This is a genomic window from Stenotrophomonas rhizophila (assembly GCF_001704155.1).
In the GTDB taxonomy this organism is placed as follows: domain Bacteria; phylum Pseudomonadota; class Gammaproteobacteria; order Xanthomonadales; family Xanthomonadaceae; genus Stenotrophomonas; species Stenotrophomonas rhizophila_A.
In genome coordinates this window covers 676,244-692,220 of sequence record NZ_CP016294.1, presented here as the reverse complement: position 1 = coordinate 692,220, position 15,977 = coordinate 676,244, and the positions used below count along the sequence as shown (strand labels likewise).

The 15,977-nt window shown below is 66.2% G+C and carries 14 protein-coding genes; 8 read left to right on the top strand and 6 right to left on the bottom strand.

Features of this window, described 5'->3' with window-relative positions:
• Window positions 1–33 precede the first annotated feature (33 nt).
• Window positions 34–2,721 (bottom strand): pyruvate dehydrogenase (acetyl-transferring), homodimeric type, encoded by a 2,688-nt coding sequence (gene aceE, locus BAY15_RS02950; RefSeq protein ID WP_068848840.1) that lies wholly within the window; start codon window positions 2,719–2,721, stop codon window positions 34–36.
• A 437-nt stretch (window positions 2,722–3,158) separates the two neighbouring features.
• Here aceE and BAY15_RS02945 point away from each other — a divergent pair, with 437 nt between their 5' ends.
• The 3 genes from BAY15_RS02945 (at window position 3,159) to BAY15_RS02935 (ending at window position 5,154) form a co-directional block, all read left to right on the top strand.
• Window positions 3,159–3,662 (top strand): PadR family transcriptional regulator, encoded by a 504-nt coding sequence (locus tag BAY15_RS02945; protein WP_068848838.1) that lies wholly within the window; start codon window positions 3,159–3,161, stop codon window positions 3,660–3,662.
• A 93-nt stretch (window positions 3,663–3,755) separates the two neighbouring features.
• A complete protein-coding gene (locus BAY15_RS02940) occupies window positions 3,756–4,550 on the top strand; it encodes a siderophore-interacting protein (RefSeq protein WP_068848836.1) in 795 nt (264 codons plus the stop codon).
• Window positions 4,551–4,737: 187 nt separating this feature from the next.
• Window positions 4,738–5,154, top strand: a complete 417-nt coding sequence (locus tag BAY15_RS02935) for a hypothetical protein (protein WP_068848834.1) — start codon at window positions 4,738–4,740, stop codon at window positions 5,152–5,154.
• Between the two features lie 259 nt (window positions 5,155–5,413).
• Here the strand turns inward: BAY15_RS02935 and BAY15_RS02930 are convergent, their stop codons facing one another.
• Window positions 5,414–6,124 carry a YceI family protein gene (locus BAY15_RS02930; RefSeq protein ID WP_083214048.1) on the bottom strand — a complete coding sequence of 237 codons (711 nt, stop codon included), beginning with the start codon at window positions 6,122–6,124 and terminating at the stop codon, window positions 5,414–5,416.
• 86 nt (window positions 6,125–6,210) lie between these two features.
• Window positions 6,211–6,801: a malonic semialdehyde reductase gene (locus BAY15_RS02925; RefSeq protein ID WP_068848832.1), complete on the bottom strand. Its 591-nt coding sequence runs from the start codon at window positions 6,799–6,801 to the stop codon at window positions 6,211–6,213.
• Window positions 6,802–6,943: 142 nt separating this feature from the next.
• Here BAY15_RS02925 and BAY15_RS02920 point away from each other — a divergent pair, with 142 nt between their 5' ends.
• From BAY15_RS02920 to BAY15_RS02905, 4 genes are all read left to right on the top strand, one after another.
• Entirely contained in the window at window positions 6,944–7,915 is a 972-nt protein-coding gene (locus tag BAY15_RS02920; RefSeq protein ID WP_068848830.1) for a mitochondrial fission ELM1 family protein, read from the top strand.
• Between the two features lie 75 nt (window positions 7,916–7,990).
• Window positions 7,991–8,206, top strand: a complete 216-nt coding sequence (locus BAY15_RS02915; RefSeq protein WP_068848828.1) for a hypothetical protein — start codon at window positions 7,991–7,993, stop codon at window positions 8,204–8,206.
• Window positions 8,207–8,618: 412 nt separating this feature from the next.
• On the top strand, window positions 8,619–9,509 hold the full coding sequence (locus tag BAY15_RS02910) for a DUF2145 domain-containing protein (RefSeq protein WP_068848826.1): 891 nt from the start codon (window positions 8,619–8,621) through the stop codon (window positions 9,507–9,509).
• 29 nt (window positions 9,510–9,538) lie between these two features.
• Window positions 9,539–10,063, top strand: coding sequence for a hypothetical protein (locus BAY15_RS02905; protein ID WP_068848824.1), 525 nt, complete (start codon window positions 9,539–9,541; stop codon window positions 10,061–10,063).
• 13 nt (window positions 10,064–10,076) lie between these two features.
• Here the strand turns inward: BAY15_RS02905 and BAY15_RS02900 are convergent, their stop codons facing one another.
• Both BAY15_RS02900 and BAY15_RS02895 read right to left on the bottom strand, forming a co-directional pair.
• Window positions 10,077–10,931 (bottom strand): nucleotidyl transferase AbiEii/AbiGii toxin family protein, encoded by an 855-nt coding sequence (locus BAY15_RS02900; protein WP_068848821.1) that lies wholly within the window; start codon window positions 10,929–10,931, stop codon window positions 10,077–10,079.
• On the bottom strand, window positions 10,924–11,835 hold the full coding sequence (locus BAY15_RS02895) for a type IV toxin-antitoxin system AbiEi family antitoxin domain-containing protein (RefSeq protein ID WP_068848819.1): 912 nt from the start codon (window positions 11,833–11,835) through the stop codon (window positions 10,924–10,926). Before BAY15_RS02895 ends, BAY15_RS02900 begins: the two co-directional genes overlap by 8 nt.
• A 281-nt stretch (window positions 11,836–12,116) precedes the next feature.
• Between BAY15_RS02895 and BAY15_RS02890 the strand changes: the two genes are divergently transcribed.
• Entirely contained in the window at window positions 12,117–12,671 is a 555-nt protein-coding gene (locus tag BAY15_RS02890; RefSeq protein WP_068848817.1) for a queuosine precursor transporter, read from the top strand.
• 319 nt (window positions 12,672–12,990) lie between these two features.
• Here the strand turns inward: BAY15_RS02890 and glnE are convergent, their stop codons facing one another.
• Window positions 12,991–15,825: a bifunctional [glutamate--ammonia ligase]-adenylyl-L-tyrosine phosphorylase/[glutamate--ammonia-ligase] adenylyltransferase gene (glnE, locus tag BAY15_RS02885; RefSeq protein WP_068848815.1), complete on the bottom strand. Its 2,835-nt coding sequence runs from the start codon at window positions 15,823–15,825 to the stop codon at window positions 12,991–12,993.
• Window positions 15,826–15,977: the final 152 nt, after the last annotated feature.

Here is a 15,977-nt window from a genome sequence, read left to right as displayed (position 1 = left end):
CCGCCCCCCTTTTTTTTCCGAAGGTAGGTTGAATCAAACCCCGACAGGATTAGCCTTCTCAGGATCAATCTTGTACTGCTTGATAGCCCGGGCCACATCCTTCCCGGTCATCTTCCCGTCCTTGGCCAGTGCCGCAATCGCGGCATGCGCGATGTAGTACCGGTCCACTTCAAAGAAGCGACGCAGGTTCGCACGGGTATCCGAGCGGCCGAAGCCATCGGTGCCCAGCACGGTGAAGGTGGCCGGCACGAACGCGCGGATCTGGTCCGCGTACGCACGCACATAGTCGGTAGCGGCAATCACCGGGCCCTGGCGGTCTTCCAGCAGCTCGGTCACGTAGGCCTTGCGCTGGGTTTCTTCCGGGTGCAGGCGGTTCCAACGTTCGGCGTCGAAACCATCGCGGCGCAGTTCGTTGTAGCTGGGGCAGCTCCAGATATCGGCGGTGACGCCGAAGTCCTTCTCCAGCAGTGCGGCCGCTTCAATGGCTTCGCGCAGGATGGTGCCCGAACCCATCAGCTGCACGCGCAGCTCGTTCTTCTTCGGCTTGCCGGCGTCGGTGAGCAGGTACATGCCCTTGACGATGCCTTCGGCCGCACCTTCCGGCATTTCCGGGTGGGTGTAGTTTTCGTTCATCAGGGTCAGGTAGTAGTACTCGTCTACCTGGTCTTCCATCATCCGCTTGGTGCCGTGCTGCAGGATGACCGTGACTTCGAAGCCGAAGGTGGGGTCATAGCTGCGCACGTTCGGAATGCCGCCAGCGGCCAGATGGCTGTGGCCATCTTCGTGCTGCAGGCCTTCACCGTTCAGCGTGGTGCGGCCGGCGGTGCCGCCGAGCAGGAAGCCGCGGGTACGCATGTCGGCGGCCTGCCAGGCAATGTCGCCCACGCGCTGGAAGCCGAACATGCTGTAGTAGATGTAGAACGGCAGCATCGGCACGTTGGAGACCGAGTAGCTGGTACCGGCGGCCATCCAGGAGCTGATGGCGCCCGGCTCGCTGATGCCCTGCTGCAGCACCTGGCCGCTCTGGTCTTCGCGGTAGAACATGAGCTGGTCGGCGTCGACCGGCTTGTACTTCTGGCCGAACGGGGCGTAGATGCCGATCTGGCGGAACAGGCCTTCCATGCCGAAGGTACGGGCTTCGTCGGCCACGATCGGCACGATGTGTGGGCCCAGTTCCTTGTCGCGCAGGGTGATGTTCAGGCTCTGCACGAAGGCCATGGTGGTGGAGTAGCTGCGCTCGCCGCTGCTCTTGAGCAGGCGTTCGTAGGTTTCCAGCTTCGGTGCGTTGAAGCTCTTGGTGGCCTTGCGGCGGCGCTGCGGCAGGTAGCCGCCCAGTGCGGCGCGACGCTCCTGCAGGTACTTCACTTCCGGCGAATCCGGGCCCGGGTGGTAGAACGGCACCTGGCCATCGGCCAGCTGCGCGTCGGTCACCGGAATGTTGAAGCGGTCGCGGAAGTGCTTGACCGCTTCGTCATCCAGCTTCTTGGTCTGGTGGGTCGGGTTGAGCGCTTCACCGGCGCTGCCCATGCCGTAGCCCTTGACCGTCTTGGCCAGGATCACGGTCGGCATGCCCTTGGTGTTCACGGCCTCGTGGTAGGCGGCATACACCTTGTGCGGGTCGTGGCCACCACGGTTGAGGCGCCAGATGTCGTCGTCGGAAAGACCGGCCACCATGGCGGCGGTTTCCGGGTACTTTCCGAAGAAATGCTCGCGCGTGTACGCGCCGCCGAAGGCCTTGCAGTTCTGGTATTCGCCGTCGACGGTTTCCATCATCAGCTTGCGCAGCACACCGTTGGTGTCCTTGGCCAGCAGGGCATCCCAGTAACCGCCCCACAGCAGCTTGATGACATTCCAGCCGCCGCCACGGAACACGCCTTCCAGTTCCTGGATGATCTTGCCGTTGCCGCGCACCGGGCCATCGAGGCGCTGCAGGTTGCAGTTCACCACGAAGATCAGGTTGTCCAGGCCTTCACGGCCGGCCAGCGCGATGGCGCCCAGGGTTTCCGGTTCGTCCGATTCGCCGTCGCCGATGAAGCACCACACCTTGCGGTCGCTCTTTTCGATCAGGCCACGGTTTTCCAGGTAACGCAGGAACTGCGCCTGGTAGATGGCGGCCAGCGGGCCCAGGCCCATGGAGACGGTGGGGGTCTGCCAGTAATCGGGCATCAGCCACGGGTGCGGGTAGCTGGAAAGGCCACCGCCGTCCACTTCCATGCGGAACTTGTCCAGCTGCTGCTCGTCGATGCGGCCTTCGAGGAACGAACGCGCATAGATGCCCGGGGCGCTGTGGCCCTGGATGAAGAGCAGGTCGCCGGGGTGGTTGTCGCTGGGGGCGCGCCAGAAGTGGTTGAAGCCCACGTCGTACAGGGTGGCACCGGAGGCGAAGCTGGCGATGTGGCCGCCCAGGTCGCCCGGCTTGCGGTTGGCGCGCACCACGGTGGCCATGGCGTTCCAGCGGATGATGGAACGAATGCGCCATTCCAGTTCGGCGTTGCCCGGGCTCTTGGCCTCCAGGGTCGGCGCGATGGTGTTCACGTACTCGGTGGTGGGAGAGAACGGCAGGTAAGCACCCGAACGACGGGTCAGTTCCACCATGCCTTCCAACAGTTGATGCGCGCGCTCAGGGCCCTCGACATCAATAACGGCCTTCAGCGACTCGATCCATTCCTGGGTTTCCACAGGATTCGGGTCGTTGTTCAGCACCTCGTTCAACCAGTTCATTAGCGCTCCCATGACCGCACGCACGCGCGCGACTGTTTTAGATTTCTAGCCGCAAAGTGTAGCGCACCAATGGGTTTGCTTACTTCGCTACGGGTGCGTATGGAAGTGCTGCGGTTGTGTCTTGGGGACATGGGGCGACAGTGGCGCGTGGCGTTGCGGGGGTTCCACGGGGGGCTTCAGGTTGATGCATGGGCGGTTTTTTGGGGGGATCGGTTGGCTAGCGCTGTCATTGGGGGCGTGGAACCTGGGGAGTGTTCTACCTGGGGGACGAACCGTTGTGGTGGCGGCGGACCGGTTGGAACGAGGCCATGCCTGGCTGGGCTCCGTCCTTTCCGGGGTCAATGGTTGCTGAACGTGTGCGCAGTCACGCATGGCGTGACCCTACACGGGTGGTCTTTTTCGATATATCGTTATCGGACTTCATTCGATATATCGAAATGACCGCTCCCCGTGATCTGGATGGCCCTGCCCGTCCGCTGACTTCCCGGCCGCTCAGCCGTGGCGACCTGCGCCTGCTGGTGCTGTCGCTGCTGGCGGCGCAGCCGCGCCATGGCTATGAGCTGATCCAGTGCATCAGCGAGATGTTCGTGCGGGTGTACACGCCCAGCGCGGGCTCGATCTACCCGGTGCTGGCGCAGTTCGAGGCCGCCGGCTGGGTGAGCGCGCTGGAAGAGGCCGGGCGCAAGCGCTACCAGCTCACTGCACTGGGCCAGGCGGAGCTGGCCGCCCAGCGCGAGGAGGTGGATGCGGCGCTGCACCGGGTGCGCCACAGCGCGCGCTCCATCGCCAAGGCCAACCTGCCGCCGGTGGTGCGCGATGCGATGCGCGAGCTGAAGCAGGCGCTGGGCCTGCACCACGCGCGTTGGCAGGACGACAACGCGGTTGCGGTGGCCCAGGCGCTGCGTGAGGCCGCCGCGCAGATCCGCGCGCAGGGCCGCTGAACCGTTCTTCCCCTTATTCGACCCCGCCCGCGTTTCGCCAGCCAGGTCTTTCCCCCTACGCCGCTGCGGCGGCTTTGAAACAGGTACATCGCCATGGCTCTGCATGAAAACAAGTTGGTGCGCCACACCGTGAAGTTCCGCCCGCTGCAGGTGCTGCGCACCGAGGAAATCAGCCCGTGCATGCGCCGGGTGATCGTGGGCGGTGAGGCGCTGGAGGGCTTTGAATCGCCCTCGCCGGATGACCACGTGAAGCTGTTCTTCCCGAATGCGGAAGGCCAGTTCGTGGTGCCCACCATGACCCCGGAAGGCCCGCGCTACCCGGAAGGCCAGGAACCCTCCCCCGCCCGCGATTACACCCCGCGGTGGTGGGACCTGGAGGCGAAGGAGCTGGCCATCGACTTCGTGATGCACGGCGATGGCGTGGCCTCGCGCTGGGCGGCCAATGCCATGGCCGGCGATGCGATTGCGGTGGGTGGGCCGCGCGGCTCGCATATCACCGCCGATGACTTCGATACCTATGTGCTGTTTGGCGATGAGACCGCGCTGCCGGCCATTGGCCGCTGGCTGGAGACGCTGCCGGACGGCGCGCGGGCGGACGTGTACATCGAGATTCCGGAAGCGGATGACCGCCAGGAGCTGCCGGAAGATGAACGCATCCGGGTGTCTTGGCTGGAGCGCAACGGGTTTGATGCGGCCACCAGCACCCTGCTGGAGGACGTGCTGACCGATTTCGAGGAGCCGGAGGGCGATACGTTCTACTGGATCGCCACCGAATCGCGCCGGGCGCGGATGATGCGCAAGTACGTGGAGGGGCACCTGGGGGTGCCGAAGGATTGGATCCGCTCGAAGGGGTATTGGAAGGCGCATCCGGAGCACGAAGGCGACTGAGTGCTGTAGCCCCGGCCGTTGGCCGGACCACGTACCGCTTGGGCCGGCCAACGGCCGGCGCTACCGGATTGCGGCGTTCCTTGGCCGGATCATGCACTGCTTGGGCCGGCCAACGGCCGGCGCTACCGGGTGCGGCGTTCGGTGACCTTCGCCATGCGACAATCGCGTTTTGGGCCGGTGCCTTTCGATGCAAGCAGCTTCTCTTTCGGCACTGGCCGACCTGATCGCGCGCCTGGAGCGCGCCGATGCCACGCTGGACGCCACCCTGGCTGAGATCGCCCCGCAGGCCACCGTGCCCATGCGCGAGGCGGTGCTGCCGCTGGCCCGCGCCCAGCTGGCGCTGGTGCAGGCCAACGCCGATATCACCCTGGTGGCCGACGAGCTGCGCCGTTACCAGAAGTACGCGATGCCGGGTAAGCCGAGCCTGCAGATCGTGCAGCTGCGCAAGCAGCAGGGCGCGGTGAAGCAGACGGCGTTGATTGCCCGGCAGAATTTTGCCCAGGCCACGCACGCATTCCTGCGCGAAAGCGGGTTGACCGCCCCGGCACGCCGGCTGCCGACCGATTTCGCCACCGGTTGGCTGGCGAAGATCGCCACGGCGTAACCGCGTCGTTAACCTACGGTACGCACGGCGGTAGGGTCGCATCCCAATCGACTGCCGTGGAATTGCCCGCGTTCGATTGAGGCATGAACGTCGGCGGGGACGGCTTTTGCTTCGGTGCAGGTCATGCGTAACCGAACGTTGCACCGTTCCGTGCAGTCGTTTGGGAACCGACCCTACCAATGCAGCACCCCGCTGTTCATTACGCACAAACAAAAATCCCGCCTTTCGGCGGGATTTCTGCGTTCTACATCGTTACCGCTCAGGCAGCCGGCTTTTCGCCGGTGGCTTCGGTGGTGATGCGGATGTTCACTTCATCGCTCACGTTCGGGGCGTAGGCGCCGACGCCGAAATCGCTGCGCTTGATGGTGGTGGTGGCGTCGAAGCCGGCGGCCGGAACCTTGGCCATCGGGTGTTCGCCGCCGGCGTTGACGGTCACATCCAGGGTCACCGGCTTGGTGATGTCCTTGATGGTCAGGTCGCCGGTCACGGTCAGCTTGTTGGTGCCGGCAGCTTCCACCTTGGTGCTCTTGAAGGTGGCGGCCGGGAACTTGGCGGCGTCGAAGAAGTCACCGCTCTTCAGGTGCTCGTCGAACTTGGCGGTGAAGCTGTTCAGGCCGGTCAGCGGCAGCTTCACTTCCACGGTGGACTTGGTCACGTCGGCGGCGTCGTACACCAGGGTGCCTTCGGCGCTGCCGAAGTGGGCGGTCGGGTGCGAGAAGCCGAAGTGGCTCCACTGGGCCAGCACGTCGGTGTGGCTCGGGTCGAGCTTGTAGGTGCCCGAGGCGATCTGGATGGCTTCAGCGGCCGGGGCGGCAGCAGCCGGGGCAGCGGTTTCGGCAGCCGGAGTGGTGGCGGCAGCAGCCGGGGTCGCATCGGCGGCCGGGGCAGCGGTCTCTTCAGCCGGCTTGGAGCAGGCGGCGATAGCCAGGGTCAGGGCCAGCGGCAGGAGCAGTTTGCGGGTCACGGTCATGTCGGTTCTCTCTCGAATTCGTAGGGAAAAAGGGAAAAGTAAGGAAACAACCCGTCCGCACGGACGGGCCAGTGCGGCGGAAACGCTTATTCGATGCGGGCAGCTTCGTCGAAGGCCAGGCGAGGCAGCCGCGGGAACAGGCCCGAAGAATCACCGTAACCCAGATTGACCAGGAAATTCGACTTGATGGTGGTGCCCTTGAAGAAGGCTTCGTCCACCTTGGCCGGGTCGAAACCGCTCATCGGGCCGGCATCCAGGCCCAGCGCGCGTGCGGCCAGGATCAGGTAGGCGCCCTGCAGGGTGCCGTTGCGGAAGGCCGATTCATGGCGGCCTTCACGCGGGCCGTCGAACCATGCCTTGGCATCGGTATGCGGGAACAGGTACGGCAGCTTTTCGTGGAAGTCTTCGTCGAAGGCAACGATCACGGTAACCGGGGCGGCCAAGGTCTTGTCGTGGTTGCCTTCGGACAGCGCCGGGGCGAGCTTGGCCTTGGCTTCGGGCGACTTCACGAACACGAAACGCGCCGGGCTGCCGTTGGCGGCCGTGGGGCCCCACTTCAGCAGTTCGTACAGCGCCTTCAGCTGGCTGTCTTCGACCGGCTTGTCGAGGAAAGCGTTCTGGGTACGGGCGGTACGGAACAACTGGTCAAGCGCAGCATCGTTGAGCACGTTGGACATGAAGCCTCCGGTAAAACACGTTGGACGAAGAAGGAATCCCGCACGCCGTGCGCTACCTTTACGGGGCACTGCGCGGTCGGCGAAGGCTGGCAGTGTAGAGTGTCGCGACTGTTGCAACACCCAGCCTGACTGAAACGAATTAATGCCATACGTGAAACGATGGAGTCCGCCCTGGACGATCACTGACGGCCGTGCCGGCAATGTGCGGCAGGCAGTGGCCCTGGCCACGGCATTGAAGCTGGGGGTGCATCGCCCGCTGGTGCTGCTGCCGCGCGCGCCCTGGAAATGGGTGGCGCCGCGCTGGTTCCCGGGCATGGCACAGGGCTTTGGTGAGGCATTCGCGACATTGACTGCGCAACCGCCCGAGCTGGCGGTGGGCTGTGGCCGCCAGGCGGCCGGGGCGCTGCGCGAGCTGCGCCGGCGCGGCAGCAAGGTGGTGCAGATCCTGGACCCACGGCTGGGCACGCGCCATTGGGACCTGCTGGTGGTGCCCGAACACGATGCCCTGCGCGGCAGCAACGTGCTTACCTTGCTGGGCAGCCTGAACCCGGTGGACGACGACTGGCTCACGGTGGGCCGCGCGGCGTTTGCGCCCTTCGGCGACCTGCCCGGGCCGCGTACCGCGCTGCTGGTGGGTGGGCCCACTGCGCACGCGCCATGGCACGAGCCGGACATGGTGAAGGTGTTCCAGCAGTTGGCCGAACAGCTGCGCGCCGAGGGCGGCAGCCTGTTGGCCACCACCTCGCGGCGCACGCCGCCGGCGCTGGTGGGGGCGCTGCGTGGCGCCTTCGCCGATGTGCCCGGGGTGATCTGGGGCGATGGCGGTGACGGGGTAAACCCGTATGCGGGGCTGCTGGGCTGGGCCGACCGCATCGTGGTGTCACCCGATTCGGTGAACCTGCTGTCTGAGGCGTGCGGGACGCGGTTGCCGGTGGCGGTGGCGCTGGAACAGCAGGCGCAGGGAAGGATGGTGCAGTTCCAGCAGGCACTGCGCGCGCGCGGGCGGTTGCAGGAGCGCTGGTTGGATTGGGGGTATCCCGGGCCGATCGAGCCGCTGCGCGAGACCGGGCGGATTGCCGCGCAGGTGCGCGAGGCTTTGGGTATCCCGGCTTAACGGCGGTGGGCTGGCGGCTACCGATGCGGTGGCGATGCCGTTAGATTCGGGGTTCACCAGGGAAGGAGCGTGCGTATGCGCAGTGCTGTAGTGACGTTGATGGTTGTGTTGATGGCGGGGTGTTCGAGCATGCCTGCCGGGCAGGATGCGGTGTCGTGGAGCTGCCATAAGGAGCTCACCGCGTATCGCAATCAGCCGCCGCGAACGGACGAGCAGAAGAAGGAGCGCTGGCCGCCGGAGGATCAGCCTGCGCCGGTGAGCGAGCCTTGTGCGCGGGAGTTGAGCCGGTGATTGCGCGTTCGCGCGTTGCGAAGGTGGACGGGGTGCGGAGGCGGCTTCGGTTTGTGTAAACGCCGGGAGATTGGCCGCGCGCGTCGAGCGGGCGGCTCCGGATGCTTGGGCCGCGCTTCGCGCGGTGTCCGGCCAACGGCCGGGGCTACGAATTGTTACGTACCCATTGGCATCAGGATCAATCCGCCACGACCCCATTGGGATCAGGATCAATCCGCGACGGGCCCATTGGGATCGGGACCAATCCGCGACGTGCCCATTGGGATCGGGATCAATCCGCGACGGGCCCATCGGGATACGAATCAAACCACCATCGGCTCGCGAACCTCGGTAGCGCCGACTGTTAGTCGGCACACAGCCTGATGCCGCTATGATGCCGACGCGGCCCCGTACCGCTGGAGACTGAAACGCAATGGATCTGCCCTGCCCCGGATTGCCTGGGTACCCGCCGTTGAAGCGCCTCGCGCTGCCTGCACTGCTGTGCGCGGCGTGGCTGCTGGCCGCGCCTGTGGCACAGGCGCAATCCCAACAGCCCGAATGCATGGAGCGCCACCCTACGCCGGCCGCGCTGGCGTCGATGTTCGATGTGGCACAGCGCGCCGATGAAACACTGGAAGCGCTCGACGACGTGGATGTGGTGATCATCGCGCGCGGCGGCCAGGACCTGAGCAGATACGGCCTGCGCCACAGCCACCTCGCCTTCGCGGTGCGCGAGGACGATGGCAGCTGGCGCGCGGTGCATCTGTTGAACCACTGCAAGTCGCCGGAGTCTTCGCTGTTCCATGAAGGGCTGAGCAACTTCATCGGCGAAACCGGCACGCATACCGATCTGCGCGTAGGCGTGCCCACGCCCGCGGTGCGCGCAACCTTGAAGGCTATGCTCACCGCGCCGGGCATCCAGGCCAAGGCGCTGCACGAGCCGCGCTACAGCGTGGTGGCCTACCCCTTCAGCGTTGAATACCAGAACTCCAACCAATGGGTATTGGAAGTGCTGGCGGCGGCAATGGCGCAATCGCGCGACGGCACGCTGCTGGTGCGCCGTGCGCAGGTGCAGGCATGGCTGAAGGAACAGCACTACCAACCCAGCTCGCTGCACATCGGCGTGGGCAAGCGCTTGGGCGCGCGGTTCTTCTCGGCCAATGCCGCCACCACCGACCACCCGGCCAGTGAGCGCATTTCCGGCGACTATTCGGTGGTGACGGTGGAATCGGTGTTCGATTTCCTGCAGCAGCGCAAGGCGCTGGCGCAGGAGCTGAGCGTGGCGCACGTGCCGGTGGCCGGGATGGCGGCGCCGAAGCCGTAATGATTTTTCCCTTTGCAGAAGGAGTTGGCATGAAGCGTTATTCGATTCTGGCGATGGCACTGAGCGTGGCCATTGCAGCACCGCAGGCCGGTGCGCAGAACTTCACTCCGAGCCAGCAGTCGGTGAGCTACGCGGCGATCAGCGCGTACGTGAGCATCGCGGTGGTCACCGCGCCGATCTGGCTGACGGCGGCGGGCTTCAAGGGCTCGGCCAAGGGTTCGGAGCGGCGCAGTGCGGCCAAGGACAAGGGCACCGGCGCTGCCGGGGCGAAGGCGGGCCCGTTGCCGCCGCTCACCGTGGAGAAGGTGGAGCGCCAAGCTGACGGCGCCTATCAGGTGGCCCTGAAGAACCCCGAAGCCCCCGCCGACCTGGCCGTGGTGCAGTGGCCGGCGCGCGACGACAACCCCGCGCAGGCGCTGAAAGCCGGCGATGTACTGGCCTTCACGCCCACCGAGGCCGGTGCCGGCTGGATGGTGGCCGATGCCCAGGGCACGCAGTTGGCGTTCCTGCCCACCACCGATGCGGCGGCCAGCAACCTGAGCGAACGTTGGTAGGCGAACCCGCTCATTACCAGGGCAGCGCGCGGAAGTAGGCCGCAACCCTTTCGAAGGCAGGTGCAAACTCAGGCACCTCGCCTTCGATTTCCGACCGCAGCGTGTCGTAATCCTGCTCGGCGCGCGTCGCGATGTCCGGATCATCGAATGCGGTTGCGCTGAGCGGCACATCGCGGTCTTCGCACTTGATGCGAAGATCGCTCAGCACCTCCGCCCGCCATGGGGACAGATGAAGCTCAGCACGTTGGGTGAGCAGGTAATTGAGGTCGAAGACGTCCTGCCGACGATTCCGGTTGCGGATGGGTTGCTGCAGCAGCGCCCGCATCTTCTCGGCAACGAGGGTGGTCAGCCCGTACACGCAAAGGTGACCGCTTTCACCGATCTCCACCTCTTCGAACGCAGGAATGCGTTCGCGGAAGCTGAAGTCGAGTGACAGTGAGAAAGGCGACTGGCCGGCAACCAACCTTCGGTGGGCGGCGGTGCCCTTCAGCGCGTAGCCGACGCTCATGGTCAGACTTACCCGGGTGCCCTGCCGGTTCGGCTTTACCCGGTGCCCCTGAAGACGGCATTCTACGTCGTGTCCGAGCAGCTCCCCCATTCCCGGCAAAACCTCAGCCATCAACGCGAGCGCCTCCTGCTCGGCCGCTTCAGTGAACGGCTTGGGCGTGGAGAAATCGATGTCCGTGGTGTACCTCGGGCTCGCGTAGTGCAGCGCCATCAGGATGCCGCCCTTCATGCACAGCAACGTGCGAAGTCGCGGTGTGCGGGCAATCGCTTCCAGGACACAATGCACCGCTTCGCGCATGACCGCCTGACGCGGATCCGTGGTGCGGACCCATGCAGGGATGTCATGCAGCAGGCTAGGCATTGATTGAAAGACTCCACTTTTCAGAAAACTCTGATGCGTATTCGGCCTGCGCGTCGAGCTTCCGCGAGCCACCGCGTGCAGTATCGGCAACCCACGCATCGATTTCTGGACGTTCTATCCCACATCGTTCATTGAGGATGTAACCAGCACGTACGCGGTCGATTTTTCCGCCGTGTGTGTTGAACTCGGCAAGGATGGGCGTGAGGTACATCCGTGCATGTTCTTCGAACACTTCAATGACATGGCGGATGCCACCGCAGAGGTCTGGGCGCTTGATCATGTCGAGGAACGTGCGGCCGATGCCCGTGACGCGAATCGCCCCGTCCATGGCATACCGCCAATGCCCAGCTTCCTTGGTACGCAGGGTTTCGATGACCACGCCGTTGAGGCGCTTGATGACCGAGTACTGCAGCGGGGGCAGGTCTGCCTCCTGAAACGCGGCCAGCTGCCCGCCGAGCTCGTGCTCCATTCTCTGTTTGGCAAGCGTTCGCCACGACGCCGTGTCGAAGGTGACGAAGTAGAGGAGTTTGGGCAGCCGGTTGGTGAGGCCGTGGAACTCCATCGCACTCAGGAACGCGATGTGGCCGAATGGGTCGATGGCGCACATCACTTCCCCTGGAGAGGCGTCCTTCCGACCGGGCACTCGCATCAGGGATTGGGGCAGGCCCCGTTCGGGCAGGAGAAGGGCTCCGCGCTCCAATAGAGCTTTGCGGGCTGAGAGGAAAGCGTCCCGATTCAGGCCAGTGCGCGGCGGGCGGATAGCCCTGCCCTCGTATTCATCTTTCGCGAGCAGCTGAGTCAGGATGACCGCCAGCCCATGATTGCTGATGACTGGCAGGGTGAACTCTTGGCGGATCTTGAGATCGAGGGCGTCGCGCCAGGCGATGGCGGGGAGGTAGGACATGACTACGCGGACCCTCCTTGGGCGTCAGTTGGCGTGGTATACAATCAACGTCCTAAGGACGTTGATTGTATACCACGCTGGTTGCTGAGCCTCAAGTCACACCCGTGAAAGCCAGGGTGAGTTTCCTCGATTGTTAACATCTGGACACTATCGCTGACGTACCATAAGCGTCCTTAGGACGCTTATGGTACGTCAGCCAAGGCGCCGACCGAAGGCCGGGAAACTGGCGACGCCGGGAGAGTGCCTCGATAATGCGCCCCCTCCCCTCCAGCTGCTCCGCCATGACCGCCCGCCCTGCCATCGTGTTTGCCCCGTTGACCCTTCGCTCGCTGCTGCTGGCGGTGTTGGCCATGGGCGCGGTGGTGCTGGGTTCGAACGTGCTGGTGCAGTACCCGATCAACGATTGGCTGACCTGGGGCGCTTTCAGCTACCCGGTGGCGTTCCTGGTGAGCAACCTGATCAACCGCCGGTTTGGCCCGGCGGCGGCACGGCGGGTGGCGTGGGCGGGGTTTGCGCTGGCGGTGCTGCTGTCGATCTGGATTGCGACCCCGCGCATTGCGGTGGCCTCGTGCCTGGCGTTCATTGCCGCGCAGCTGTTGGACATCACTGTGTTCGACCGGCTGCGCCGGGGGCACTGGTGGCGCGCGCCGATGGTGGCGACCACGTGCAGTGCGACGTTGGATACGACGATTTTCTGGAGCATCGCGTTCGCCGGTTCGAGCCTGCCGTGGGTGAGCTGGGCCGCGGGCGACCTGGCGGTGAAGCTGGCGATTGGTGTGTTCCTGCTGGCGCCGTTCCGCGCGTTGCTGTGGAAGATGGCGCCGCGCACGGCGTAGGGTCGCATCCCAATCGACCGCCGTTACGTTGCCCGCGTTCGGTTGGGCATGAACATCGGCGGGGACGGCGTTTGTTTTTTCCCGGGGTCATGCGTTACAGAACGTTGCACCCATACGTGCAGTCGTTTGGGAACCGACCCTACCAGTGCATGTATCCCGGTTGCCGGCCATGCCGCATTGCCCGCGATAGTGCACGTATCCCGTGCCGAATTGCCCGCGATTCGGCGGTAGGGTCGCATCCCTATCGACCGCCGTTACGTTGCCCACGTTCGGTTGCGGCATGAACATTGGCGGGGACGGCGTTTGTTTTTGCCCGGGGTCATGCGTTACCGGTCGTTGCGCCGGTATCGGCGAAGGGTAGCTCTGCTGCTTCGCAGGTGGCGGTGATTACGCGTTGGGCTTCTTCCAACGCGGGGGTCAGGACCGCCAGGCGCGGCCTTCTGTCCAGGGTGCAGGCCAACCCTACGTCCAACAGCGCGGCATGCGCTTCGTGCAGCGCGTCGCGCGTGCCGCCGGGCAGCCAGGCGATGCCGGCCAGCTGGTCGATCAGGCTGGGGGTGTCGCGCGGCTCCAGCACCTGTGGGTGCGTGCCGGCGCTGTCCAGCACGCCGGTCTGCAGCAGGAACTCCAGGTCCACGATGCCACCGGCACCCTGCTTGAGATCCCAGCGCGCGGCATCGCTGCGGTCCAGTTCGGTGCGCATGCGGCCGCGCATTTTCACCACGTCGGCGTACAGCACCTCGCGCTCGCGCGGGCGCGCCAGCGTGGTGGCACGGATCCGTTCGAAATCGGCCAGCAGGCTGGCGTCACCGGCAATGCCGCGCGCGCGTACCAGCGCCTGGTGTTCCCAGGTCCAGGCACGCTCGCGCTGGTATTCGGTGTAGCTGGCCAGCGAGGACACCAGCGAGCCCTTGCCGCCATCCGGGCGCAGGCGCACGTCGATGTCGTACAGGCGGCCGGCAGCGGTGACCGCGCCCAGCAGCGCCATCACTTTCTGCGCCAGGCGCGCGTACCAGCGGCCCGGGTCGAGCGGGCGGGCGCCGTTGCTGCTGTCCTGGTCGGCCGGGTGGTCGTGCAGGAAAACCAGATCCAGGTCCGAGCCGAAGCCCAGTTCCAACCCGCCCAGGCTGCCGTAGCCGATGATCGCGAACCGGCCGCCCGGCACTTCACCGTGCGCGCGGCGCATGTCCGCATCGGCCATCGCCAAGGCGGTGACCACCACCGCCTGCGCGAGCTGGGCGAGCTGGCGGGTGCTGTCCACGGCGCGCTGGCGGCCATCCAGCGTGGCGAGGGCCATGCGGAAGCTCAGCGCAAGCCGGGTTTCATTGAGCAGGCGCAGTGCGGCTTCGGGGTCGTCCACGGCCAGCGCGGCATCGCACTCGGCCTGCATGGCGGCGGCATCGGGCATCGGGCCGGACACGCGCACGTCCAGCAGTTCGTCCAGCAGCAGCGGGTAGGCGGCGATGCGCTCGGCCAGCAGCGCGCTGCGGGCGAGCACATCCACCAGCCTGGCCAGTGCGCTGGGCTGTTCGTCGAGCAGTGCGAGGTAGCTGGTGCGGCGCAGGATGGCCTGCAGCAGGCCGAGCACGCGCTTGAGCGCGGCGTCGGGCTGCGGCGAGCGGGTGGCGGCATGCAGCAGTGCGGGCAGTACGCGGTCGAGGCGTGCGCGCGCGTTGTCGCTGAGCGACTTCACGCCGAGTGATTGGGCGAAGTCGCGCAGCGACTGGTCGGCGCCGTTGGGATCGTGGAAGCCGGCGTTGGCCAGCACCTCGGCATCGCCGCGGTCGGGCAGGCCGCGCCAGTAATTGGCCAGCGCATCGGGGGCGGCCTGGCCGGCGCGCGGGGCGAGCAGCGCGGCGAACTCGGTGCTGACCCGGTCGCGCTGCACATCGAGCGCGGCCAGCAGCGCGTCCCAGTCGGCGTAGCCCAGGCCACAGGCGATGCGCAGGCGGTCGGTGGGGTCGGTGGGCAGCGCGTGGGTCTGGGCATCGCGCAGCATCTGCAGGCGGTTTTCCAGGCGGCGCAGGAAGCGGTAGGCGTGCAGCAGGTCTGCGCCATCCTCCGGCGCCATCTGCCCGCAGGCGACCAGGGCGGGCAGCGCATGCAGCAGGCGGCGCTCGCGCAGGCTGGCTTCGCGGCCACCGCGGATGAGCTGCAGGGCCTGGGACAGGAATTCGATTTCGCGGATGCCGCCGGGGCCGCGCTTGATGTCGTCGAACATGTCGCGGCGCGAGACTTCGGCGGTGATGGCCGCCTTCATTTCGCGCAGGCCGTCGAGCGCGGTGAAATCGAGGTAGCGGCGGTAGACGAACGGGCGCAGGGTCTGCAGCCAGGCTTCACCGGCGGCGATGTCGCCCGCCACGGCGCGCGCCTTGAGCCAGGCGTAGCGTTCCCAATCGCGGCCTTCGCGCTGGAAGTACTGGTCCATGCCAGCGAAAGACAGCGCCACGCGGCCGGCGCTGCCGAACGGGCGCAGGCGCAGGTCGACGCGGTGGCTGAAGCCGTCCACGGTGGTTTCATCGAGCAGGCGCGCCAGGCGCTGGCCGAGCCGGGCGAAGTATTCCTCGGCGGCGAGCGGGCGCGGGCCGTCGGATTCACCGCCCTGCGGGTAGGCGTAGACCAGGTCCACGTCGGAACTGAAATTGAGTTCGCCGCCGCCCAGCTTGCCCAGGCCGAACACCACCAACTGCTGGGTGCTGCCATCGGCGGCGCGGACCACGCCGTGGCGGGTGGCGAATTCCTGTTCCAGCGCGGCCAGGGCCAGCGCCAGGCATTCCTCGGCCAGGCGGGTGGCGCCGGCAAGGGTGGCGGGCACGTCGTCGAGGCCTTCGAGGTCGCGCCAGATCAGGCGGGTGGAGCAGGCGGTGCGGTAGCGGCGCAGGCGCGCCGGCCAGTCGGCGGGCTGCTGGGGATCCAGTTCCGGGAGCGGCAGCGGCGGGCAGTCGGTTTGGGTCAATTGCGACAGAAGCCCGGGCTGCCGGCACAGGGTGTCGAGGGCGAAGTCGCTGGTGATGGCGAGCAGGCGGAGCTGGGCGAGGACCGGTTCCGGCGGCGGCCAGTTGCCTGAGTCGTTCAGGCTGAGCGCAAGACGCGCAAGCGCGCGGTCGACGAGCGGGACAAGGGCGGCGGGAACGGCATCGGCGGAAATCGGCATAAGGCGATTATGCATGGGGCCGCGCGGCACCCGAATGGCACGGTGCGTGTGGGGGTCCGTGTATGCGGCGCGGGCGTAGGGTCGGTTCCCAAACGACCGCCGATAACGGGTCCACGCCCGGAGGGCACCTGCCAAATTCTGGACATAAAAAA